This window comes from Colwellia sp. 5_MG-2023, assembly GCF_030547795.1.
In the GTDB taxonomy this organism is placed as follows: Bacteria; Pseudomonadota; Gammaproteobacteria; order Enterobacterales; family Alteromonadaceae; genus Colwellia.
This window is the reverse complement of sequence record NZ_JAUOPW010000014.1, coordinates 50,350-74,682: the sequence shown is the minus strand read 5'-3', so window position 1 is coordinate 74,682 and position 24,333 is coordinate 50,350. Positions and strand designations below refer to the sequence as shown.

24 protein-coding genes are annotated in these 24,333 nt (G+C 36.2%); 15 read left to right on the top strand and 9 right to left on the bottom strand.

What is annotated here, in order from left to right:
- The first annotated feature begins 225 nt into the window (after positions 1–225).
- The 12 genes from Q4496_RS10980 (at position 226) to Q4496_RS10925 (ending at position 12,392) form a co-directional block, all read left to right on the top strand.
- A complete protein-coding gene (locus Q4496_RS10980; protein ID WP_215973677.1) occupies positions 226–3,018 on the top strand; it encodes a monovalent cation/H+ antiporter subunit A in 2,793 nt (930 codons plus the stop codon).
- Positions 3,018–3,365 (top strand): Na+/H+ antiporter subunit C, encoded by a 348-nt coding sequence (locus tag Q4496_RS10975; RefSeq protein WP_215973678.1) that lies wholly within the window; start codon positions 3,018–3,020, stop codon positions 3,363–3,365. Before Q4496_RS10980 ends, Q4496_RS10975 begins: the two co-directional genes overlap by 1 nt.
- Entirely contained in the window at positions 3,362–4,894 is a 1,533-nt protein-coding gene (locus Q4496_RS10970) for a monovalent cation/H+ antiporter subunit D (protein WP_303610448.1), read from the top strand. Before Q4496_RS10975 ends, Q4496_RS10970 begins: the two co-directional genes overlap by 4 nt.
- Complete coding sequence (locus Q4496_RS10965; protein WP_215973680.1) at positions 4,894–5,430, top strand: Na+/H+ antiporter subunit E; 537 nt, start codon at positions 4,894–4,896, stop codon at positions 5,428–5,430. The genes Q4496_RS10970 and Q4496_RS10965 overlap by 1 nt, the downstream gene beginning before the upstream one ends.
- Complete coding sequence (locus tag Q4496_RS10960) at positions 5,424–5,693, top strand: K+/H+ antiporter subunit F (protein WP_215973681.1); 270 nt, start codon at positions 5,424–5,426, stop codon at positions 5,691–5,693. The genes Q4496_RS10965 and Q4496_RS10960 overlap by 7 nt, the downstream gene beginning before the upstream one ends.
- Positions 5,694–5,703: 10 nt before the next feature.
- Positions 5,704–6,036: a Na+/H+ antiporter subunit G gene (locus tag Q4496_RS10955; protein WP_215973682.1), complete on the top strand. Its 333-nt coding sequence runs from the start codon at positions 5,704–5,706 to the stop codon at positions 6,034–6,036.
- 126 nt (positions 6,037–6,162) lie between these two features.
- Positions 6,163–6,705 carry an elongation factor P hydroxylase gene (locus Q4496_RS10950; RefSeq protein ID WP_303602976.1) on the top strand — a complete coding sequence of 181 codons (543 nt, stop codon included), beginning with the start codon at positions 6,163–6,165 and terminating at the stop codon, positions 6,703–6,705.
- Positions 6,702–7,892, top strand: coding sequence for an ATP-NAD kinase family protein (locus Q4496_RS10945; RefSeq protein WP_303610454.1), 1,191 nt, complete (start codon positions 6,702–6,704; stop codon positions 7,890–7,892). Before Q4496_RS10950 ends, Q4496_RS10945 begins: the two co-directional genes overlap by 4 nt.
- A 42-nt stretch (positions 7,893–7,934) precedes the next feature.
- Positions 7,935–8,540, top strand: coding sequence for a recombination mediator RecR (gene recR, locus Q4496_RS10940; RefSeq protein ID WP_215973684.1), 606 nt, complete (start codon positions 7,935–7,937; stop codon positions 8,538–8,540).
- 459 nt (positions 8,541–8,999) lie between these two features.
- Entirely contained in the window at positions 9,000–10,961 is a 1,962-nt protein-coding gene (gene htpG / locus Q4496_RS10935; protein ID WP_303610447.1) for a molecular chaperone HtpG, read from the top strand.
- A gap of 282 nt (positions 10,962–11,243) precedes the next feature.
- Positions 11,244–11,888, top strand: coding sequence for an adenylate kinase (gene adk / locus Q4496_RS10930; protein WP_215973686.1), 645 nt, complete (start codon positions 11,244–11,246; stop codon positions 11,886–11,888).
- A 108-nt stretch (positions 11,889–11,996) separates the two neighbouring features.
- Entirely contained in the window at positions 11,997–12,392 is a 396-nt protein-coding gene (locus tag Q4496_RS10925; protein ID WP_215973687.1) for an MAPEG family protein, read from the top strand.
- A gap of 14 nt (positions 12,393–12,406) precedes the next feature.
- On the opposite strand, the gene Q4496_RS10920 is transcribed toward Q4496_RS10925, so the two are convergent.
- A complete protein-coding gene (locus Q4496_RS10920; RefSeq protein WP_215973688.1) occupies positions 12,407–12,898 on the bottom strand; it encodes a GNAT family N-acetyltransferase in 492 nt (163 codons plus the stop codon).
- A gap of 638 nt (positions 12,899–13,536) precedes the next feature.
- Here Q4496_RS10920 and Q4496_RS10915 point away from each other — a divergent pair.
- The 3 genes from Q4496_RS10915 (at position 13,537) to kdsB (ending at position 16,897) form a co-directional block, all read left to right on the top strand.
- The gene (locus Q4496_RS10915) at positions 13,537–14,739 is read left to right on the top strand and encodes a capsule biosynthesis protein (RefSeq protein WP_215973689.1); all 1,203 of its coding nucleotides are present in this window, start codon (positions 13,537–13,539) and stop codon (positions 14,737–14,739) included.
- A gap of 228 nt (positions 14,740–14,967) precedes the next feature.
- Positions 14,968–15,960 (top strand): SIS domain-containing protein, encoded by a 993-nt coding sequence (locus Q4496_RS10910; protein WP_303610446.1) that lies wholly within the window; start codon positions 14,968–14,970, stop codon positions 15,958–15,960.
- 154 nt (positions 15,961–16,114) lie between these two features.
- On the top strand, positions 16,115–16,897 hold the full coding sequence (gene kdsB / locus Q4496_RS10905; RefSeq protein ID WP_303610445.1) for a 3-deoxy-manno-octulosonate cytidylyltransferase: 783 nt from the start codon (positions 16,115–16,117) through the stop codon (positions 16,895–16,897).
- A 92-nt stretch (positions 16,898–16,989) separates the two neighbouring features.
- On the opposite strand, the gene hisIE is transcribed toward kdsB, so the two are convergent.
- The 8 genes from hisIE to hisG all read right to left on the bottom strand — a co-directional run bounded on the left by hisIE (position 16,990) and on the right by hisG (position 24,301).
- The gene (gene hisIE / locus Q4496_RS10900; RefSeq protein WP_303610444.1) at positions 16,990–17,610 is read right to left on the bottom strand and encodes a bifunctional phosphoribosyl-AMP cyclohydrolase/phosphoribosyl-ATP diphosphatase HisIE; all 621 of its coding nucleotides are present in this window, start codon (positions 17,608–17,610) and stop codon (positions 16,990–16,992) included.
- Positions 17,604–18,380, bottom strand: a complete 777-nt coding sequence (gene hisF, locus Q4496_RS10895; RefSeq protein ID WP_215973693.1) for an imidazole glycerol phosphate synthase subunit HisF — start codon at positions 18,378–18,380, stop codon at positions 17,604–17,606. The genes hisIE and hisF overlap by 7 nt, the downstream gene beginning before the upstream one ends.
- Complete coding sequence (hisA, locus tag Q4496_RS10890; RefSeq protein ID WP_303610443.1) at positions 18,362–19,099, bottom strand: 1-(5-phosphoribosyl)-5-[(5-phosphoribosylamino)methylideneamino]imidazole-4-carboxamide isomerase; 738 nt, start codon at positions 19,097–19,099, stop codon at positions 18,362–18,364. Before hisA ends, hisF begins: the two co-directional genes overlap by 19 nt.
- Complete coding sequence (gene hisH, locus Q4496_RS10885; RefSeq protein WP_303610442.1) at positions 19,096–19,770, bottom strand: imidazole glycerol phosphate synthase subunit HisH; 675 nt, start codon at positions 19,768–19,770, stop codon at positions 19,096–19,098. Before hisH ends, hisA begins: the two co-directional genes overlap by 4 nt.
- Positions 19,770–20,855 carry a bifunctional histidinol-phosphatase/imidazoleglycerol-phosphate dehydratase HisB gene (gene hisB / locus Q4496_RS10880; protein ID WP_215973696.1) on the bottom strand — a complete coding sequence of 362 codons (1,086 nt, stop codon included), beginning with the start codon at positions 20,853–20,855 and terminating at the stop codon, positions 19,770–19,772. Before hisB ends, hisH begins: the two co-directional genes overlap by 1 nt.
- Entirely contained in the window at positions 20,852–21,943 is a 1,092-nt protein-coding gene (hisC, locus tag Q4496_RS10875; protein ID WP_303610441.1) for a histidinol-phosphate transaminase, read from the bottom strand. The genes hisB and hisC overlap by 4 nt, the downstream gene beginning before the upstream one ends.
- 1 nt (position 21,944) lies before the next feature.
- Complete coding sequence (gene hisD / locus Q4496_RS10870) at positions 21,945–23,249, bottom strand: histidinol dehydrogenase (RefSeq protein WP_215973698.1); 1,305 nt, start codon at positions 23,247–23,249, stop codon at positions 21,945–21,947.
- 149 nt (positions 23,250–23,398) lie between these two features.
- Positions 23,399–24,301 (bottom strand): ATP phosphoribosyltransferase, encoded by a 903-nt coding sequence (gene hisG, locus Q4496_RS10865; protein WP_215973699.1) that lies wholly within the window; start codon positions 24,299–24,301, stop codon positions 23,399–23,401.
- Positions 24,302–24,333: the final 32 nt, after the last annotated feature.

The window sequence follows — 24,333 nt, the reverse complement described above, 5'->3', positions numbered from 1 at the left end:
TTAAATTTAATTCAAAAAGTAATGTTCCTTGTTCTTCATATTAATGAGACAATAATTGGCTAGTGAGTACTTTATAATATGAACAAAACTATAATTACAAACTATAGACAACTCAAAGACTAATACAGTAAAATTATCATTAACATTGTATATTTACACTATTCATCACACTAATAATATAGTGTACTGTCGTACTAATACGACGCTATCAAAAAGGTTTACTTTATGACTTTGCTTTGGATACCCTTGCTATCCTTACTTGGCAGTATTATTTCTTCAATGACGGGTAAATTAACTCGTAATCAATCGACAGGGTTATCCTTGTTAATGCCTGTTATTGCATTATTAATGACCATTAATCTTGCACCTGCTGTTTTTTCAGGTGAAGAAATTCGAGAAACAATTTCGTGGATTCCTTTACTCGGTATAGATATAGCCTTTCGCTTGGATGGTCTTTCACTATTATTCATTTTTATGATACTGGGTATTGGTATATTAGTTATTTTTTATACCCGTTATTACTTAAGTAGTAATGATTCCATGCCTAAACTTTATGCTTATTTAATGTTATTTATGACGGCAATGCTTGGTATTGTTATGTCAAATAATGTCATTCAACTCTGGTTTTTTTGGGAGCTTACCAGTATTAGTTCATTTTTGCTGATTAGCTATTGGTGGCAAAAGTCTGAAGCACGTAAAGGTGCCATTATGGCTTTAACGATAACCGGTGGCGGTGGGTTAGCTTTATTGGCTGGTTTACTGTTATTAGGCAATATTGTTGGTAGTTTTAATTTAGATGTTATTTTAGCTAGTAGAGAAATGATTCAAGGGCATGATTGGTATGAAGTTGCACTGATTTTAGTGTTGCTTGGTGCGTTCACTAAGTCGGCACAATTCCCTTTTCATTTTTGGCTACCCCATGCCATGGCAGCACCAACACCAGTAAGTGCTTATCTTCATTCAGCCACTATGGTTAAAGCGGGTATTTTCTTATTAGCTCGTTTTTATCCTGTGCTAGCGGGAACAGATACTTGGTTTATTATTGTTAGTATAACTGGTTTAACTACATTATTATTTGGTGCTTATATAGCTTTATTTAAACATGATTTAAAAGGTCTATTAGCTTATTCAACTATTAGTCACTTAGGCTTAATTACTCTGTTATTAGGCTTGAGTACTGAACTTGCAACAGTCGCTGCTATTTTCCATATAATTAATCATGCAACCTTTAAAGCCTCATTATTTATGGCAACAGGTATTATTGACCATGAAACGGGGACGCGCGATATGCGCAAGCTCAATGGTATGTGGCGATTTATGCCCTATACTGCAACATTGGCTATGGTTGCTGCCGCAGCAATGGCAGGAGTTCCGTTGTTAAATGGATTTTTGTCTAAAGAAATGTTTTTTGCTGAAACATTACATCAGCAGTTATTAGGCTCCATGTCATGGCTTATTCCGGTACTTGCCACCATTGCAGGTGCTTTAGCTGTCGCTTATTCTGCACGATTTATCCATGATGTTTTCTTTAATGGCGATCCTATTGACCTACCTAGACAACCGAATGAGCCACCTCGCTATATGCGGGTACCAATTGAAATATTAGTCGCCTTATGTTTACTTGTGGGAATATTCCCCAACTTTATTGTAAATGATATTTTAAAATCTGCCTCTTTCGCGGTGTTAGGTGGTTATGTGCCAGAGTTTAAAGTAACACTGTGGCACGGCTTTAATTTACCGTTATTGATGAGTGCTATTGCAGTCAGTGGTGGTTTATTTATGTATACGCAACGCCGTCACCTTTATAAGTTTCAAGATTCATTGCCACCACTGAATGCTAAAAAAGCATTCGATGGTATGGTGTACAGCACGATAAAGTGGTGTCAGCATAAAATAAATACGATAGAAAATGGCTCGTTACAGCGTTATTTAACCTTAATGTTTTTAGTTGTATTACTTTTTTCAGGTTGGCCATTACTTGAAATGAACCAATTGGTAGGGCAAAAACCATTAACACCTATCGATGTTCACAATGCTGTTGGTGCCGCATTATTAATTATTGGTGCTATTAGCACAGTTATTTGGTATCGCACACGGATGATTTCTTTGTTGATGATTTCTGTTGTAGGGCTAATGGTATCCGTTGCGTTCACTCGCTTCTCAGCACCAGATCTAGCTTTAACTCAGCTAACGGTTGAAGTTGTTACTATTATATTGCTGATGTTGGCTTTATTCTTTTTACCACAGTATTCACCTAGAGAATCTAGCTCAATGCGTATATTGCGGGATATAGGCATATCAGCAACGTTAGGTGTTGTTATTGGTAGTATCTGTTACGCCCTAATTACACGTCCATTTGAGTCTATATCAGACTTTTTCTTAGCGAATGCTAAAACAGGTGGTGGTGGCACTAATGTTGTTAATGTTATTTTAGTTGATTTTCGTGGTTTTGATACATTAGGTGAAATTTGTGTATTAGGCATTGCGGCATTAGGTATTTATAAACTTTTAATCAATTTACCTTTATTTATGCCAGGTAGTGATAGCGAAGGTCGCCCTTGGGCAAAAGAACGATACCCTATTTTATTAGCGAGTATTTCTCAGTCGTTATTACCGCTAGCGTTATTAGTTTCATTTTATATTTTCTTACGTGGTCATAATCTACCAGGTGGAGGATTTATTGCCGGACTAATAACCGCTATTGCCTTTATTTTGCAGTATATAGCGCATGGTTCAAATTGGATTGCTGAACGATTAACAATTAATTACCGCAAAATAATTGCCTCAGGGATTGCTATTGCGTTATTTACCGGTGTTGGTAGTTGGTTCTTTGATAAACCGTTCATGACAACTTGGTTTGATTATTTCAATATACCTTTTATTGGTGAAATTGAACTTGCCAGTGCACTGGTATTTGATTTAGGTGTTTATATTACGGTTGTTGGTGCGACATTAATGATTTTAGGTAGTCTTGGTAAGTTAACGGCAAATGCTCCTAAAGAAGAGGTAAATATTTAATGGAATTACTATACGCATCTTGTGTTGGAGTGTTGGTTTTTTGTGGTGTGTTCTTAATTTTAAGATCACGAACTTTTCCTGTGGTTTTAGGTTTAACAATGCTGTCTTACGGTGTTAATTTATTTTTGTTTTCTTCAGGACGACTTAGTCTAAATAGTGCTGCAGTTTTAGGTTACAGTGAAGTATATGCTGATCCATTACCACAAGCTTTTGTATTAACAGCGATCGTTATCGGCTTTGCTATGACGGCTTTTGTCGTTATTTTGGCAATAAGAGGGCGGGCAGATTTAGGCAACGATCATGTCAATGGACAAGTTCCAGAGAATAAGAAAAAGGGCAAAGTATGAGCCAGCATTTGACATCTTTACCTATATTATTACCTATGTTGGCAGGGGTCATCCTACTAATGCCGCCATGTGGGAAAAACAAGGCGATTAGACGATTTTCTTCTGTAGCGTTAAGTTTTATCACTTTTTTAATTTCATTAGCGCTATTATTAAAAGTTCAAGCAAATGGAATCCAAGTTTATGCGATTGGTGATTGGAGTGCTCCTTTTGGTATTGTGTTAGTCGCAGATCCATTATCTACTTTGTTAGTATGTTTAAGCTCGTTACTTGGTGCTGTATGTACTCTATACGCGAGTGCCGGGGATGATGAAAAAGGTAGCTTTTTTCACCCATTAGTACAGTTTTTAATTTTAGGGGTTAATGGTGCGTTTTTAACAGGTGATGCTTTTAATCTTTTTGTCTTCTTCGAAGTATTACTTATTGCTTCTTATGCTTTGTTAATGCACGGTGGAGATAAAAAAAATACGCGAGCAGCCTTACAATACGTCATTATGAATCTAGTTGGCTCTGCTGTTTTCTTAGTTGCCTTAGGTATCCTATATGGCGTGTTAGGCACACTGAATATGGCTGATATGGCTCAAAAAGTAACTTATTTACAAGGTGACGATGTTTATCTTGCTAAAATAGGTGGCTTGTTATTATTAGTGGTTTTTGCATTAAAAGGTGCTTTACTACCACTACATTTATGGTTGCCTAATACTTATGCTACTGCGATGCCTGTTGTGGCGGCGTTATTTGCGATAATGACCAAAGTCGGTGTTTATTCAATGATGCGTGTTTATACACTTATTTTTGGTGAAGAAGCAGGCGAATTGACTCATATGGCGCAAAGTTGGTTATGGTGGTTAGCACTAGCGACAATTACCATGGGTGCCATTGGTGTGCTTGCTAGCCAAGATTTAAGGAAATTAGTTTCTAATTTGGTGATTGTTTCTATAGGTACTTTAGTCGCTTTAGTTGCAGTGCAAACAGTTGAAGCGAGCTCAGCAGCTATTTATTATTTAGTGCATTCGACGTTGGTTACCGCTGCATTATATATATTAGCGGACTTAATTGGTCATCAACGAGGTAAGGTTGCAGATCGAATTACTGCTGGTACTCCGGTGTCTCAGCCCATGTTATTAGGCTCTTGCTTTGTTATCGCAGCGGTAGCGGTAATAGGTATGCCACCTTTATCTGGATTTATTGGTAAAGTATGGTTACTTCAAGCAACACTAGAGACTGAATATAATTTTGTTTTTTGGCCACTTTATTTACTCGCGAGTTTGGCTGTCTTATTTGCAGTTGCTAAAGCAGGTAGTACTGTTTTTTGGCATCATCAAGCTAAGATTTCAGAGCAAAGAGTGGCGGAACGCGCTAAGCAAGAACGTGTACATCCAGCACAGTTAGCTGCTTTAATAATTTTGGTAGCCTGCGCACCATTGATGAGCATTTTTGCAGGGCCGTTAAGTGAGTATGCTATTGGAGCTGCGACTCAATTGCATGACTTTAATAACAACATTAAAACTATTCTTCCTGGAGGCCAGTAATGCGATTAGATACTCGGTTTAAATGGCTACCTACTCCTATCCGGAGCCTTTTGTTATTTGTTGTCTGGTTACTTTTAAATAATAGTGTATCAACAGGGCATATTGTTTTAGCTATTATTCTTGCTATTGTTATTCCGCTTGCGACTAACCCATTTAGAACTAAACAGCCATTAGTATTAAAGCCTATGTTAGCGTTACGTCATTTAATGTTGGTGTTATATGACATAGTTACGGCAAATCTTGAGGTTGCTATATTAATCTTAGGCCCAACAAAAAAATTGACGCCTGGCTTTGTTAAAGTGCCGTTAGATTTAACACATAGCATGCCAATTACCATATTAGCGAGTACTGTGTCATTAACACCAGGAACAGTAAGCGCTGAAGTTTACCCTTGGCGAGAATGTTTCACGGAAGGAGAGAAGCCTGAACAACGATTTTTATTGATACATGTTTTAAATCTTACCGATGAAGAAGCTTTGATCAATACTATTAAACAACGCTATGAAGCGCCTCTTAAGGAGATATTTCAATGCTAGAAACTGTTATCTTGATTGTGTTTGCGATGATAGGTCTGTCGTTAATATTAAACTTATGGCGTTTGCTAATAGGTCCTTCCGTTCCTGATAGAATATTGGCACTTGATACCATGTATATCAATAGTATTGCATTGATTATTTTATACGGTATGAATATGGGGACAGGGTTGTATTTTGAAGCTGCATTGCTAATTGCTATGTTAGGTTTTGTAAGTACTGTCGCTGTATGTAAGTACTTATTACGTGGCGATATTATAGAGTAAGGTATAAATTATGATTGAATGGATTATTTCAATATTATTATTAATTGGTGGAACTTTTGTACTTATTGGTTCTATTGGTTTAGTGAAAATGCCTGATTTTTTTATGCGACTTCATGGACCAACGAAAGCAACTACCCTAGGTATGGCGTCACTATTAACTGCGGCAATGATTTTCTTTAGTACAACACAAGACGGGTTAAGCTTAAAGGAAATTTTAATTTCTATCTTTCTTTTACTAACCGCGCCAATTAGTGCTTATATGATGATTAAATCAGCTATCCATCATAAGCTTGATAGTATCGAGCGTACTAAAGGTAAGGATAAGATTGAAGATGATGTTTAAATAAATCATGAAAGGTTAAACTTTTATTAAACGTTATCATAGTTAAAATGACGCTGTCACAAGCGTCATTTTTCGTTACAATAGCGCTATTATTTTCCCACTATTGTACTTTTACTAATAAATGTTATGCCATACCATTATCAAGATTTAATTGCGCTTTTTGATAAAACGTTTAGTCAATCTTATAACACACGATTAATTAAGGGAGATGATGAACCAATCTATTTACCCAAAAATAATCAATGTAGCTATAATCAAATCGTTTTTGCTCATGGTTACTATGAAAGTGCTTTTCATGAAATAGCGCATTGGTGTCATGCCGGCGCCAAAAGGCGTTTGCTTGAAGATTATGGATATTGGTATGTTCCGGATGGGCGAGATGAGCAGCAACAAGCTCAATTTGAGCAAGTTGAAATTATCCCACAAGCTATTGAGTGGGCTTTTAATGTCGCCGTTAAAAAAGATTTCCATGTTTCTTCTGATAACTTAAATGGATTTCAAGCTGATACTGATGGTTTTAAAAAGAAAGTATTTCAGCAGGTTAAAGTGTTTTTACAACAAGGTTTTCCTGCAAGAGCAAATCAGTTTATTGAAGTTTTGGCTAATTTTTATAATACGCCTTTACCTTTAAAAATTGATGATTTTATTAAAAACAAAGAAGATAAATAATGTTCAAATTAGGCTTAGTCATTAATCCTATCGCAGGTATTGGTGGAAGTGTTGCGTTAAAAGGGAGTGATGATATGGTTAATCACGCCTTAGCGCTTGGCGCTGAATTTAAAGCAAATGAGCGAACACAAACAGCACTGAATATTTTATTACCATATCAAGATGAAATAATCATATATACAGCAAATAATCAAATGGGTGAACAAACGGCTAAATCACTAGGTTTTAATGTAGAGCTGGTTTATCAAACATCTACAGATAAAACCCAAGCCATTGACACAGAAAAAACGATATCGGCTTTACTCACTAAACAAGTTGATATTATTTTATTTGCTGGTGGTGATGGGACAGCGCGTAATATCGCGAAAGTAGTTGCCTTAAATGCTCAGAAAAAAGATTCATCACAAATACCAGTGTTAGGAATACCTGCAGGATGTAAAATTCATTCTGGTGTTTATGCTATTACACCCAAGGCTGCTGGGCGAGTAGTAGAGTTAATGGTCACTAAGCAGTTAGTAACATTAACTGAAGGTGATGTGATGGATATTGATGAATCATTATTTCGCCAAGGAATTGTTAAAGCTAAACGTTTTGGTGAAATGCAGATTCCAAGTGAGCTTAGATATATTCAGGCGGTTAAATCTGGTGGTAAAGAGTTAGATGAATTAGTACTGCAAGATATTAGTGAAGATGTTATTTCACATATGAGTGATAATGAAGAAGCTTTATTTATTATTGGCTCGGGTTCAACAACTGACTTTTTAATGGGAGAGCTTGGTTTAGATAATACTTTACTCGGTGTTGATTTAGTAAAAAATCAAATGCTCGTTGCTAATGATGTAACTGAAAAGCAACTATGGCAACATCTTATAGCAACAAAAGAGTCAGCAGCGACTGAGCAGCAAAATATAACCTTAGTTATTACTTTAATTGGTGGGCAAGGCCATATTTTTGGTCGCGGTAATCAGCAATTAAGTCCACGTATCATTCGTCTTATTCTTGAGCAACGTGGTGGCAAGGACAATATTATGATTATTGCTACGAAAAAAAAATTAGCGGCTTTAAATAATACGCCTCTAATTAGCGATACTGGTGATAATGAACTAGATCAGCTATTGTCTGGCTTTATGCCAATTACTACGGGATATAAAGATCAGGTACTTTATCCTGTATCAAGTCCTGTATAATCATTTTTAATTTACTCTTATTGACAACCTTAAGTATGTTTTATGAAATTTAGTCCTTTAGTACAAGAACTTATCGATGCCTTGAAATGTTTACCTGGTGTGGGCGCTAAGTCAGCTCAACGTATGGCTTTTCAGTTGCTGGAGCGAAATCGTCATGGAGGGAGTAAATTGGCAAACACTTTAGCCAAAGCAATGGTCGATATTGGTCATTGCCAATCTTGCCGGAATTTTACTGAGCAAGATTTATGTGAAATTTGCCAGAGTCCGAAGCGAAAAGTAGCCACAAGTTTGTGTGTTGTTGAAAGCCCTGGTGATGTTATTGCTATAGAGCAAACAGGTGAATTTACTGGAAAATACTTTGTGTTAATGGGACACTTATCCCCGATTGATGGTATAGGGCCTGATGATCTAGGTTTAGATATTTTAGCAAACCAATTTGCGTCTGGGCAATTTGAAGAGGTTATTTTAGCTACTAACCCAACTGTTGAAGGGGAAGCTACAGCACATTTTATTGCTGAGTTAGCACAAAAATATCAAGTGAATATTTCTCGAATTGCTCATGGTGTACCTGTCGGTGGTGAGCTTGAATATGTCGATGGTAATACGTTATCTCATGCACTATCTGGTCGTAAAATCTATAATTTTTAATTACTCGTATGCTAGTGCTTTATATTTTCAATATACATGATTGAGTTAGCCTTTTTCTCATTATGGATGAATCCACAAGAGTAATCAGATAAAGTATATTATGTATGTTATCTTGATGTGATTCTCCGTTGTTCAATTGGCTAACTTAAGAGCAAGATAGAAAATAATTAACTAGTTTGGTATCGACATTGTTCATAAATATTACATTGTTATTATTTTTTTAGTATTTTTAATAAAAGTCAATTGATAATTTAAATTATTGTTTTTTAATTATTTATAATAATTAACACTTAAATTTATACTTTTTTCCCTTGAATTATTTTCCTCAACCCCCACATCTTTTCTAACGTTAATTTTAACGATTTTTGATAGTTTAGATAGAAAATGCTGCTGTTAATGTCAGCGCATTTTAAGTCACTTAATTATTTCCCTAATTGAAATATAAGCAGAGTAAAGATAATGACAACAGAAAATACAACACAAAAACATGAGTTTGCATCAGACAATGCAAAAATACTTCAACTGATGATCCACAGCCTATATTCTAATAAAGAAATTTTCTTACGTGAATTAGTTTCGAATGCTGCAGATGCTTCAGATAAGCTGCGCTTTAAAGCGTTATCAAATGCAGACCTATTTGAAAATGATGGTGATTTAAGAGTTCGAGTAAGCTGTGATAAAGAAAACAACACAGTAACTATTTCTGATAACGGTATTGGAATGAACCTGGACGAGGTTATTGAGCATTTAGGCACTATTGCAAAATCTGGTACTGCAGATTTCTTCTCTCAACTTTCTGGTGACCAAGCGTCAGATTCTCAATTAATAGGTCAATTTGGTGTTGGTTTTTATTCAGCATTTATCGTTGCTGATAAAGTAACTGTTCGTACTCGTCGTGCGGGCGATGATGCCTCAGAAGGTGTTGAATGGGTGAGTGCTGGTGAAGGTGATTTCACTACAACTAAAATTGAAAAGTCTAATCGTGGTACAGACATTATTCTTCATTTAAAAGAAGATGAAAGTGAATTTGCTGATGATTGGCGTTTAAAATCTATTGTAACTAAGTATTCTGATCATATTTCCGTGTCTGTTGAGATGCTAACACCTGAAGTGCCGGCTGTTGAAGCGGTAGCTGAAGAGAAAGATGATGATGGTAATGTGACAACTCCAGGCGTTGAAGCTCGTGATGCGATACCAGCTAAATGGGAAGCTATTAATAAGGCTACAGCCCTATGGACACGAGAAAAATCTGACATATCAGACGATGAATATAAAGAATTTTATAAGCATGTATCACATGACTTTGCTGATCCACTGTTATGGGAACATAATAGAGTAGAAGGTAAAACTGAATATACCTCATTATTATACGTACCAACTAAAGCCCCATTTGATATGTATAACCGTGAAAAACAACATGGTTTGAAGTTATATGTGCAACGTGTATTTATTATGGATGACGCTGAACAGTTTATGCCAACCTACTTACGTTTTGTGAAAGGTTTACTCGATTCAAATGATTTACCATTGAATGTTTCTCGTGAAATTTTACAAGATAATAAAATTACACAGGCGATTCGTAAGGGTTGTACTAAACGTGTATTAAAAATGCTTGAAAAGCTAGGTAAAAAAGATGCTGAGCAATATCAGGGTTTTTGGGATGAGTTTGGACAAGTATTAAAAGAAGGTCCAGCTGAAGACATGGCGAATAAAGAGCAAATTGCTGGTTTATTACGTTTTGCTTCAACACATGAAGACAGCGCAACTCAGAATGTTTCTTTAGCTTCTTACATTGAACGTATGAAAGAAGGTCAAGATAAAATTTATTATGTTGTTGCTGATAGCTTTGAAGCGGCTAAAAATAGCCCTCATTTAGAAGTTTTCCGTAAAAAAGGCATTGAAGTATTGTTAATGTCTGATCGGATTGATGAATGGCTAGTAAGTCACCTAAATGAGTTTGACGGTAAACAGCTACAATCCGTTACGCGTGGTGGTTTAGATTTAGGTGACATGGATGATGCTGAAACTAAAGAAGCGCAAGAAAAGCTTGAAAAAGAGTTTGATGGCGTTGTAGCTCGTATAAAAGAAGCGCTTAAAGGTAAAGTTAAAGAAGTTAAATTATCTCAGCGTTTAACTGATTCACCAGCTTGTATTGTTGCAGATGAAAATGATATGAGTAGCCAAATGGCAAAACTAATGGCTTCTGTTGGACAAGAAGTACCTGAATCATTACCTATTTTTGAAATCAATGGTGAACATGATTTAGTAAAATATGTTGCTGATGAGCAAGATGATGAGAAGTTTACTCAATGGGTTGATGTTTTATTTGAGCAAGCGATGTTAGCAGAGCGTGGTAGCTTAAAAGACCCTGCAAGCTTTGTTGGCCGCTTAAATAAGCTAATGTTGAGCTTAACTAAGTAATATTATTTTCCTAAGTCACGCTGTTAAGTGGCTTAGGGAAGTAGCTACAAAAACAGTATACTTTAGTCTGAAAAAGGAGCAATTCACTATGAATGAATGCTCCTTTTTTGTATGCTAGGGTTGTTTGCTTAAAGGCTTGCTTGTATAGTGTTTGCCGCAATAAATAGAATAGCTGAGAATTATTACATTAGTATGATCAAATAGCGTTAATTTGGCCATAAAATCGTTTTAATGTAATTATTTTTACTTGTTTTAAACATTATCACTTAAAGGTTAGTTTATATGCGTATTGTACTTCTTGGTGCTCCTGGTGCGGGCAAAGGCACACAGGCACAGTTTTTGATGACTAAATTTGGCATTCCTCAAATATCAACTGGTGACATGTTGCGTGCTGCAATTTCAGCGGGTACTGAGTTGGGCAAACAAGCTAAAGCTGTTATGGACGCTGGCCAACTAGTGTCAGATGAATTAATTATTGGTTTAGTAAAAGAGCGTATCACACAAGATGACTGTAAAGCAGGCTTTTTACTTGATGGCTTTCCTCGTACTATTCCTCAAGCTGATGCGATGAAAGAAAATGGTATCAATGTTGATCATGTTCTCGAATTTGATGTACCAGATGAAGTTATTGTTGAACGTATGGCGGGTCGCCGAGTACATTCTGGCTCAGGTCGTGTATATCACCTTGTTTATAATCCACCAAAAGTCGAAGGTAAGGATGATGTTACTGGCGATGACTTATCAATTCGTCCAGATGATGAAGAGTCAACAGTACGTAAGCGTTTAGCTATTTATCATGAACAAACTAAACCGCTTGTAGATTTTTACCAAGCTGAAGCTAAGTTAGGTAATTGTCAGTACTTAACCGTAGACGGTACTCAAGCAGTTGAGGCTGTAAATGCGTTATTGAATGACCAATTAGCTTAATTATAGTAGAGTTAAGCATTACCAATATAAATAAAAACTCGCTTCGGCGAGTTTTTTGCTTTATAAAAGAAAACTTATTAACAATATAATAATAACAAAGGTTATCAAATGGATATAAATATCACCATCACTGCATTTTATGCAAGCTTACTTGCGCTTCTTTTTATCGGACTATCGTTTAATATTATACGATTGCGTTTTCAGCTAAAAATAGGGCTGGGTGATGGTGGGAATCCATCATTAATTAAAGCAATTAGAATTCACGGTAATTTTTCTGAATATATGCCGTTAGCGTTAATTTTATTAGCTGGGCTTGAGCTAAACGGTGCAGATAGTTTATGGGTACATATTTTTGGCAGCATCTTATTTCTTGGCAGAGTCTCACATGCTATTGGTTTAAGTTTGTCTATAGGTACTTCAAAGCCGCGTGCATTTGGTGTTATTAGTATGTTTTTGGTCTTGCTAATGTTAGCAATCGCCAATATTTATGTCTTTGTTAGTTGATTCTAAAGCAATGGTTAGCTATCACTATTTTTAACCATTGCTACGTGAGGGATATTATCTTCAAGGTACATTGGAGATACTTGTTTAAACCCATGCTGTTGGTAATAGCCGATTAAATGTTCCTGAGCTGAAATTTTAATATTTTGTTTCGGAAAGTGTTGTTCGCATAGGTTGAGGGCTTTTTTGAGTAGCTCATGCCCCAAACCTTTTCCTCTTGCTTGTTTAGCGGTAGCAACTCGACCAATGCTAATATAGTTTTTATAGCTTTGATCTTTCGCTAATATACGAAGATAGGTAACAAGGGTGTTATCTTGATATCCTAAAAGATGCAGTGTGTCTTGGTGCCTGTCTAATTGCCCTTTGTCACTATCTAAATCGGGGTAATAACAAGTTTGTTCTACAACAAATATATCAATGCGCAGTTTTAATAGCTCGTATAGTTGTTCAAGCGACAATTGGCTAAAGTGTTTAACTTGCCAAGTGGTTTGTATCTTATTTGTGTTCATTTTAGTTTGAAAATGGCGAGGAATGTAAACATAATATGAAACCCGCTTTACATAGTCACGAATTTCTTGAATTTACTTTCGGGTTTTCGTACGCATAAGTAACCCATTTTAATGAATTAAGGTGTGGCACTAATAAAGAATAGCTATCGATAAAAACAAATCGCAGAATTATTAGCTCATTTACTACTAATACACATTAAACCTTATTTGAAGTTCAAATAAGGTTACAATTAGAAACATTTATTTTATAAATGATTAATTCAACTATTTTAACGCTTATCATCATTCTTATTTGAATCGTATTGTTGCACTATTAATAAACAATACGTCTTGAAAAATAAATTTTTATTAACTTTATCAGTTGGTTATCTTTTTATTTCAATAGGTGTATTTTGAAATAAATGAATCTGAAGGCTAATTTCCATTTCTATAAAAACGATTACTCAACCCGTCTTTATATCCTAGCAGGCATTGCATAACAATATTTTAATTGTTGTTTTATGTTACCTTCACATTACTTTAATAATAGTGTGTTAAGTGCTTGATATAGGGGAGGTGTTCCTCTAAAATTGCGCCATGTTAGAGCCTCTGCTCTATACGTTTTTTCTATTAGACAAGTCAACGGGTTTTGGTTATTTATGAGAAATGTGCTACTTCTTCAAGGTCCTGTTGGGCCATTTTTCAAAATGTTATCTAAATACTTACAGTCGAAAGAAAACGTAAGTGTTCAACAAATCACCTTTAATGGTGGTGATCATTACTTTAGTGATAAGCAGCATTCAACAGCTTATCGTGGTCATTCTAATGATTGGACCAATTATTTATCAACTTACGTTAAGAATAATAATATTACCGATATTATTGTTTTTGGTGATTGTCGGTATTATCACCGAGAAGCTAAAAAAGTTGCGGATAAATTATCCATATCATTTTGGGCTTTTGAAGAAGGTTACCTGCGCCCCTCATTTATTACCTTAGAAAAAAATGGTGTTAATGGTAATTCACTTTTCGATTTTGAACGGTACCAGTCTGAAACTAATATACCAGAAAGTACAATTGAGACTAACCAAGACAATATGTTGGTATTGAAGCGCTCCTTTCTTCATATGGGCTATCATGCCAGCATGTATTACTTTTTTAAGTTGTTTTATTTTAACCGTTATAAAGGGTATATACATCACCGACCTTGGCATTTATTTGAAGAAACGTATAACTGGGTAAAGTCTGGTATACGAAAAATAAAATATAATTCTCAAGAATCTATTTTTCAAAAATTACTTGAAGGTGAATTATCGGGAAAATATTTCTTAGCTCCTTTGCAAGTGAGTGTAGATAGTCAGATTTTGTATCATTCACCTTATCGTTCAGTTGAGGAATTTATTGGCGATGTTATTAAGTCATTTGCACAAAATGCTGATAAAAAAGATTTTTTAGTATTTAAACATCATCCGATGGATCGTGGTTTCAATCATTATGCAGGCTACATAAAAAAACTTTGTTATGCTTACGATGTAAATAGTCGGGTCTTATATGTACATGATTTAAACCTACCGTCATTATTAAAACATGCAAAAGGCACTATAACTATTAACAGCACTGTAGGTATATCGTCGTTACATCATAATATACCAACTAAAACTCTTGGGCGTGCTGTTTACAATATTGATGGCATAACAAGTCAGAAAAGTTTAAATGATTTTTGGTTATCATGCTGTAAACCTTGCCAAGTTAAATTTAATAAATTTAAAGAATCACTATTAGTCACTAACCAAATACCGGGAAGTTTCTATCAGAAACCTGAGCTGACATTAAAAGCGGTTACAGATAAAATTTTAGTGTAAATAATATTGACTAACTTAGTATTAAAGTTAGTGCTTACTTAACAGCTATTAATTATTCTATTAGTAAAAATTTTAAAGTACTTCGACTAAAAAGGCCGTTTTTAAACGGTCTTTTAGGTATTATAATCAGTAATCAATCGTCTTAAAATGTTAGTAATTTAGCTAACAGTTAAATAAAAGAAATTGGGCTTTCTGTCCTTAAATTCCAATATTCTAGAGAAAATAGTAATGAAAGATAGCAATAAAGTAATTAAAGCTGATCACGCCCTAACGACAGAATATGCGGTAAAAAAAGCATATAAGTCAATTGTTGAACAAGGTCGACAAATACAGCTGGTAGCTCAGAATGTTGATGAAAACTTTTCCAAAGCCGTTGAGTTAATTATTGGTTGCTCGGGACGTTTAATTATTTCAGGAATGGGAAAGTCAGGCATCATAGGGAAAAAGATTGCTGCAACTATGGCATCTACCGGTACAGCCTCTTTTTTTATTCACCCAGGAGAGGCATTTCATGGTGACCTAGGCATGATTCAGCCCGAAGATATTATTTTATTAATCACCAATAGCGGTGAAACGGATGAAGTATTGAAGCTTATTCCATCACTGAAGCAATTTGGTAATAAAATTATAGCAATGACAGGAGCACCGCAGAGTACCTTAGCGAAAAATGCAGATATCACCATCAATGTTAAAATTGAAAAGGAAGTATGTCCAAATAATTTAGCACCAACTACTTCAACAACGGCAACGTTAGTGATGGGAGATGCACTCGCTATTGCGTTAATTTATCTACGAGATTTTCAGCCACATCAATTTGCCTTATATCACCCCGGTGGTAGTTTAGGCAAAAAACTGCTGACTAAAGTTGCCGATGTTATGCATACTAAAAATTTACCGTTTGTAATGCCTGATGATACTATGCACGATGTTATCTTAACCATGACTAATTCTACATTAGGCTTAGCAATCGTTCAAAATAATGGCTTGTTAGAAGGTATTATTACCGATGGTGACTTAAGACGTTCGTTAATGCAGTATAGCGATTATAAAGTGCTTACTGCGACAGATATGATGACAATTATTCCTATTACTATTTCTCAAGATCATATGTTAGCTGAAGCGGAAGAAATAATGAGAGAGAACCACATTAAGAATGTGTTGGTCGTTGATGATAATGATAGTAATACTGTTGTTGGTGTTTTAGAGTATTTTCAGTCGTAATAAAGAGTCTATGTGCTTAAATTTGGTAATAATCAGATTATATTACAATTTTTTGCTCAATAATAACGTTGAGTCGATATATTGACTTTCAGCTATTTTAATTACAATAACTGAAAATAAGCTGTTTTTTTAGGTGTTCTTTAAGGAAACCCAGATGTTGTTTAAAATCGTTATACCTGCCCGTTTTGGGTCTTCTCGTTTACCAGGAAAGCCATTACTTACTATTAATGATAAACCTATGATTTGGCATGTTTATCAACAAGCTTTGTTAACAGGTATAGATGCTAATAGTATTGTTATAGCAACCGACAATGATGAAATTTATCGTGTAGCTCAAGACTTTGGTGCGCAAGTAATTATGACTGAAATTAGTCATGAGTCAGGTACTGATCGTTTAGCTGAAGTCGTCACTAAACTTAATTGGGCAGATTCCGACATTGTTGTTAATGTACAAGGCGATGAGCCTATGATACCGCCTGCGTTAATTCTTCAAACCGCTGAACTATTAGAAAAAGACTTAACGGCTGGTATTAGTACATTAGGCTCTCCAATAACAAACTTAGCCGATGCGCTTAATCAAAATGTTGTCAAAATAGTGTGTAATCATAATATGCAGGCAATGTATTTTTCACGTGCCGCGATTCCATTTGATCGAGATGGTGAGCTTGAATTAACAGTGGATAATTTAGGTAAGAGCAATACACCATATTTAAGACATATCGGAATGTATGGTTATAGAGTTGAAACGCTAAACAAACTAACTCTTTTACCTATGGCATCAATTGAAAAACTTGAAAAGCTTGAACAATTACGTGCGTTATATAATGGTATTAATATTAGTGTAGGTATTGTATCTGAGGCACCTGTGCATGGTGTTGACACACAAGCTGACCTTGATCGAGTTAGGGTGGCTTTTAGTGCGTTAACAAGTAAGTAACCTGATCTCAGCTTAAAAATGACTTAAGCACCTATATTTATATAATAGAGGTGCTTAATATTTTAGTTATTTTACTAAGTGGTAAGCTACTATTACTTATTATGACGTTGTTGTAATACCGCCATTACTTCACTTAAATTGATTTTTTGATCAGCAAGTAACACTAGTGTGTGATAAAACAAATCAGCACACTCACCTAATAAATCTTCTTTCGTTTCCGCGACGGCCGCAAGTGCAACCTCAACACCTTCTTCTCCTACTTTTTGTGCCATTTTTGTTGTGCCACGAGAAAATAAGTGTGCTGTGTAACTTTCTTTAGGATCATCACCTTTACGGCTGGCAATTACTTGTTCTAACTGACTCAAAAAGTTTTGTGTTGTTAATTTTTGTTCAGGAAAGCAAGATTCTGTGCCTAAGTGGCAGCTTGGTCCAATAGGGGTGCAAGCAATTAATAAACTATCTTGATCACAATCGGTAAGTACTTGTTCAACATTTAGAAAATTACCCGATGTTTCACCTTTTACCCAAAGTGCTTGCTTTGAGCGACTAAGAAATGTCGCTTTACCGGTATCTAACGTAGCAGTTAACGATGCTTGGTTCATATAACCTTGCATTAATATTGCGCCTGTAGCTGCGTGTTGGATAATGGCTGGAATAAGACCATCCATTTTCTGCCATGCTAGATCTTTCACATTTTCTTGGTTAATTAACATGGTCTTACCTCAATGTTTTGTGATTTTAAATATACTTTTAATTCGTGTATTGGGATTACGCCTTTATGGAAAACCGACGCTGCTAGTGCGCCATCAACATCTGCTTGCTGATAGGCGTCAGCAAAGTGTTGCATTGTGCCTGCGCCACCTGATGCAATTAATGGTACGCTACAAGCAGCACGTGCTTGTTTTAGTTGCTCAATATCATAACCTTGGCGTACACCATCTTGGTTCATGCAATTAAGAACAATCTCACCAGCACCTAAACTCACGACTTTTTGTATCCATTCAAACGTTGTCCAGTTTGTTTTTTGAGTGCGATTTTCATCACCAGTAAATTGGTAAACTTGATATTGATTTGTTTCTTTATCATAAAAGCTATCAATACCAACGACGACACATTGTTGACCAAAATGATCAGCAAGGCGTGAAATTAACGTTGGATCTCGAAGTGCTGGAGAGTTGATACTAATTTTATCAGCGCCCATCATTAGTATTTCTTTTGCATCATTTTCACTTTTAATACCGCCAGCAACGCAAAACGGAATATCAATGACTTGTGCAATGCGACTAACCCAGCTTTTATCCACAACACGACCATCAGAGCTAGCGGTAATATCATAAAAAACCAGTTCATCAGCACCTGCTTCTGCATACTTTTGAGCTAAAGGGACAATGTCACCAATAATTTCATGGTTTCTAAATTGTACACCTTTAACGACTTTACCATCGCGAACATCTAGACAGGGAATTATGCGTTTGGCCAACATGCGATAGCCTCCTCAAGTGTAAATTTACCTTCTAAAAGGGAGCGACCTAATATAACGCCACTAACGCCTGTTCCTATGAGGGCTTTGATATCGTCTAAACTACCAATACCGCCTGAAGCTTGCCATTGTATAGCCGGGTACTTAGCACATAACTCAATATAAAGATCAACATTAGAGCCTGAAAGCGTACCGTCTTTTGAAATATCTGTGCATAAAATATGTTTGATACCAGCTTCAATATATTCATCAAGCAAGTCTTCTAAATTAACCCCGCTGTCTTCAATCCAACCATGAGTAGGTAAGGTTTTATTCCCTTGTTCATCAATTTTTATGTCGAGTGCTAAAACAATTTTTTCACCGCCATATTTTTTTACCCATTCAATGACTAACTGGGGTTGTTTGATAGCAAGAGAACCAATAACAACACGAGTTGCGCCTAAGTCAAGTAACTGTTCTACATCATCTTCACAGCGTATGCCCCCACCAACTTGCGTTATCATGGTTTCATGGTTTACTACGGTTTTCAACGTTGATAATTGACGTTTGCTACTATCTTTTGCACCATCTAAGTCAACAAAGTGCATGACGGTAGCCCCTGATGCAGCGTAAGTTTGTTGACGTTCTTGTACTGTGGTTTTGTAATTGGTTTTTTGGCTATAGTCGCCTTGATATAAGCGAACTACTTCGCCTCCGATTAAGTCTATCGCGGGAATCATCATGATGTACTTAACTCCGGTTCTATTTGAGTAGAGTCGAACTCTAAAAAGTTTTTAATAATTTTACTACCTAATTCACTAGATCGCTCAGGATGAAATTGACAACCAATAAAGTTATCTTTTGCAATAATGGCCGAAAACTCAGTACCATATTCACAACTTGCTAGCGTATATTCACTAACAGGCGCGGCAAAACTATGAACAAAATAAAAGTAATCTCCAATATTAATACCTTTTAATACAGGGTGTTCTGCTACTTTCGTTAATGTATTCCAGCCCATATGTGGTAAACGGTTACCTTTAGCATTAAGTGGAGTCACTTGGGTTGGGATTATACCTAAGCAATCCACAAGATCGTCTTTTTCACCTTCAGGGGAGGATTCTGTCATTAATTGCATACCTAAACAAAAACCCAGTACTGGTTGAGTGAGACTTTGCAAAGTGGCAACTAAGTTTTTTTCAATAATGTTAGCCATTGCATGTTTAGCACTACCAACACCTGGGAAAATCACTTTGTCTGCGGCTTTAATTTGCGCTATATCATCAGTGATCGTCGCGGTAAAACCAAGACGTTCAATAGCAAATTTCACCGATGATAAGTTAGCGCAACCAGTATCAACAATGACATTGTTTCTTTTATCAGAGTTCCCTTTGTTAGAGGTAAAGCTGGTCATTATAATGTTCCTTTTGAACTTGGTAATTCATCACCTTCAACTTTAATTGCTTGACCTAATGCACGACCGAACACTTTAAATAAGCTTTCAACTTGGTGATGACAATTTCCTTTAGTGGTTGATAAATGCAAAGTAATTAGCATGGAGTCAGCTAGTGAGCGGAAAAAATGCGAAACCATCTGCGTTGACATAGTGCCAACATTGTCTGCTGTAAATTTCGCGTCAAATTCAAGCCAAGGGCGACCAGATAAATCGATTGAACATTCAGCACGACATTCATCCATTGGTAAGACAAAACCAAAGCGAGCAATACCACGTTTATTACCTAATGCTTCTTTTAATGCCTGACCTAAGGCAAGTGCAGTATCTTCGACACTATGATGGTCATCTATGTGATAATCCCCCTTTACACTACATTGCAAATTAAAACCACCATGGGTACAGATTTGATCTAGCATATGATCAAAGAAACCCAAACCGGTATCAATTTTGCTACCGCCTTTTTTATCTAAATTGACGCTAATAGTAATATCTGTTTCTTTGGTTGTTCTGGTAACTGTTGCCGTACGAGGTTGTTCTAGTGATGATAAGATTTTTTCACTTATTTGTGACCAAGTAAGGCTATCACGGTTATACTTTATGCCGACAATTCCCATATTAGCCGCTAAGCCCATATCAGTTTCTCGGTCACCAATAACATAAGAGTTAGTAAAGTCTACACGACCTTGCTGTAAGTAATCACTTACTAATCCAAGTTTTGGTTTACGGCAGTTACAGTTATCTTCTTCAAAATGGGGGCATAATAAAGTATCTTGAAACTCGACACCTTGTGACGAAAAAATTGCCATCATTTTATTATGAGGTAAATCAAAATCAGCTTGTGGGAAACTATCTGTACCTAAACCATCTTGGTTGGACACCATCACAAGTTTGAAACCTTTCGCTTGCAGTTTTAACAGTTCAGGGATTACGTTTGGTTCAAAAACTAATTTTTCTAGGGTATCTAGTTGTTTATCAATTATTGGCTCTTCAACTAAGGTGCCATCACGATCGATAAATAATATTTTCTCTTGTTTGTTACTCATGATAATACTTCTTTAAGTTGAGTTATTTCTTGTTCGCTACCAATACTGATACGTAAACAATTATCTAATTGTAGTTGTTTAGACTGATCGCGGATGAGAATATTTTTACTGACTAATAAGTCAAAAATTTGTGTTTTTTCTTGTTGCGTAGTACAACGAAATAAAACAAAGTTAGCATCACTTGCAAATACTTCACTACACCAAGATTGTTCGTTAAGCCAAATGGTAAGCTCTGCCTTAAGTGTATTGCAGTCCTGTACACGCTGAGTCATTTTTGTTAAATCAGTACTAAGCGCTAAACTGGCAATTTCAGCTACCGGTGCAGATACAGGGTAGGGAGCAATAACTTTACTAAGTAGGGTAATAATATCGTTACTTGCTAAAGTAAAACCACATCGAAGGCCAGCTAGAGCAAACGCTTTTGATAAGGTTCTTAGTACAATAACATTCTCGTATTGCGCAAGTAGCGTAGTACTTGTTTGTTCTGGAGAAAATTCGATATAGGCTTCATCTAGTACAACTATTGCAGTATCTTTAAATAATTCAATCGCTTGAACTATTTGTTCTTTGGGTAATAAATTGCCGGTCGGGTTTCCAGGAGAACATAAAAAGACAACTTTAACTTTACCTACTTGCGACTTCATACTTTCAAGATCAAGAATGTTGTTTTTTAGTGGTACTTTAACTATGCCTGCACCATGATTTTCAGCGCTAATTGCATACATGCCATAAGAAGGAGGGCAAATTAATATGCTGTCTTGATAAGCACGACAAAAACTGCGAATGATAAGCTCGATACCTTCATCTGCACCACGTGTAGCTAGTATTTGTGAACGCTCAAGGCCACAATAATTGCTATAAGCATTTAATAGGTTATCGGGCTGAAAGTCAGGGTAACGATTAATATTTTCACTTGTGACTTGATATTCGCCATTTCCTGGAGCTTCGTTGGCATTAAGCCATATTTTCTTGTTCGCGCTAGCATTTGTGTTATTCGATAAATCACCACTGGCAAAAAGCCGGCGAGCAGACTGATAAGGCACCATATCAACGAGCTCTGCCCGTGCTAACTTGTTCGCTATTGTCATGTTATTCACCTTCTTCTAAGCGAATAGTGACGGCTCTTTGGTGAGCGTCTAACCCTTCTGCATCGGTTAGTTCGATAATACACTCTGCAAGATTTTGTAAACCTGTTTTACTAATTTCTTGTACCGTGTAGCGGCGAGAAAAATCAGCTAATGATAAACTTGAAATAACTTTTGAATAACCATAGGTTGGTAGAACATGGTTGGTTCCACTGGCATAATCACCTGCAGATTCTGGCGTATAAGCACCCACAAAAATCGAGCCGGCATTACGTAAATTTGTTAATAAAGGTTGAGGATCTTCTGTTTGTACAATTAAATGTTCAGGACCATAAAGGTTTGATACTTCAACTGCCTGCGATAAATCTTTAGTTAAAATTAATCTTGATTGCTTTAAAGCTTGTAGCGCGATATCTTTTCTTGATAATAATTGTACTTGTTTATCAAGTTCATCTGAAACTTTACTGAGCAGTTGTTCACTATCGGTTAAAAATATAACTTGGCTATCGGCACCATGTTCAGCTTGAGATAGTAAATCAGCAGCAATAAAAGCAGGGTTAGCTTGCGCATCACCAATAACTAATACTTCAGAAGGGCCCGCGGGCATATCAATAGCAAAGCCAGCGACTTGTTGAGAGAGCTGTTTTTTCGCTTCGGTAACATAACGATTTCCAGGCCCGAATACTTTATTAACGGCTGGAATGCTTTCTGTGCCATAGGCTAAAGCAGCAATAGCTTGCGCACCACCTACAGTGTAAATTTCAGTGATTTCACAAAGTGAAGCGGCCACTAATATTTCATTCGCTAATTTGCCATTTTTATCTGGAGGACAAACTAACACTGTACGTTTGCAGCCTGCTAGTTGAGCAGGTACACCAAGCATTAAAACAGTTGATGGAAGCGGAGCACTGCCAGCGGGAATATACAAACCAACACTTTCAATTGATTCGGTTTTTAGTGTACAACGAACACCTGGGCAAGTTTCTACAAAAATATCTTTTGGCGTTTGCGCACTGTGAAAACTTTTTATTTGTTCGTATGCGGTGTTAATGGCTTTAAGGCGTTTGTCAGTTAATGCTAACTTAGCTTGTGCTACTTGCTCAGCTGTTACTGATAACGTTGATAAGGCAATGCCATCAAATTGCTCGGTTAAAGAAAATAGCGCCTTATCACCTTGGTTTTGTACTCTAGATAAGATGTTAGCAACTTGAGTCGATAAAAGCGCATTATCAGCAATAGCAGGACGAGCAAGCGCGTCTTTTCTTTGCTGAGGTGATATTGTTTGCCAGTCGATTATTTGGGTATTCATAATATTCTCTATGTCTATATATAGGTTATATAAATTATTTTAACGCGAAAATAGCTGGTACAAGAGGAAACGGAAAGTACTAGGTTGACGCTAGCCAAGTAAGTACTTTTATGTCGAGCTTGAACAAACCAATCAATAACTTAATGAATTTAGCCCATCATTTTTTCAATTGGCATAACAAGTATGGAGTTACAACCTAGCGCTTTTAGTTGTTCCATAGTTTCCCAGAAGAAAGTTTCAGTTGCCACAACATGTACGGCTACTATGTCATCACGTCCTGCTAAAGGTAAAATAGTTGGTGTTTCTTTACCTGGCATTAATGCACTTACTTCACTAATTTTATCTTTAGGTGCGTGTAACATAATGTATTTACTTTCTTTTGCTTTCATCACGCCTTGAATACGCGGAAGTAGTGTATCTAGGATAGCTTGTTTTTCATCACCTAAAGATTCTGAACGTTGAATTAATGAAGCTTTAGAGCGAAATACTTCAGCAACTTCTTTTAAACCATTTGCTTCAAGAGTGGCACCGGTTGATACTAAATCACATATACCGTCGGCTAAACCAACTCTTGGTGCTACTTCAACAGAGCCCTTTAATAAACAAAATTCAACATTAATGTCATTTTCTTTAGCAAAGCGTCTTAATAATTGCGGGTAAGTGGTTGCAAAACGTAAACCGTTTAAACATTGTAACCCTGTATATTCGAATTCTTCAGGCATGGCGATTGAAAAGCGACAGCCACCAAAGTTTAATGCTGTGGTTTTAATATAATTGTTTTTGCTACCAATAAGTGCACGTGATAATTCTTCTTCTTCAAGCGTATTATCACCAACAATACCTAAGTCACATACGCCATCCATTACTAGACCTGGAATATCACTACTACGTACGCGCATAATGTCGATAGGCATATTACTAACATGTGCCAATAAACGGCGGTCAGTAACATTAAGTTTTAATCCACAACGCTTTAATAGTGCTTGAGTATCGTCACTAAGTCGTCCTGATTTTTGCATTGCTATACGTAAACGTGGCTCTGATGATGTCATTTGTTCGATTCCTAATTATAAGTTTTTAATGC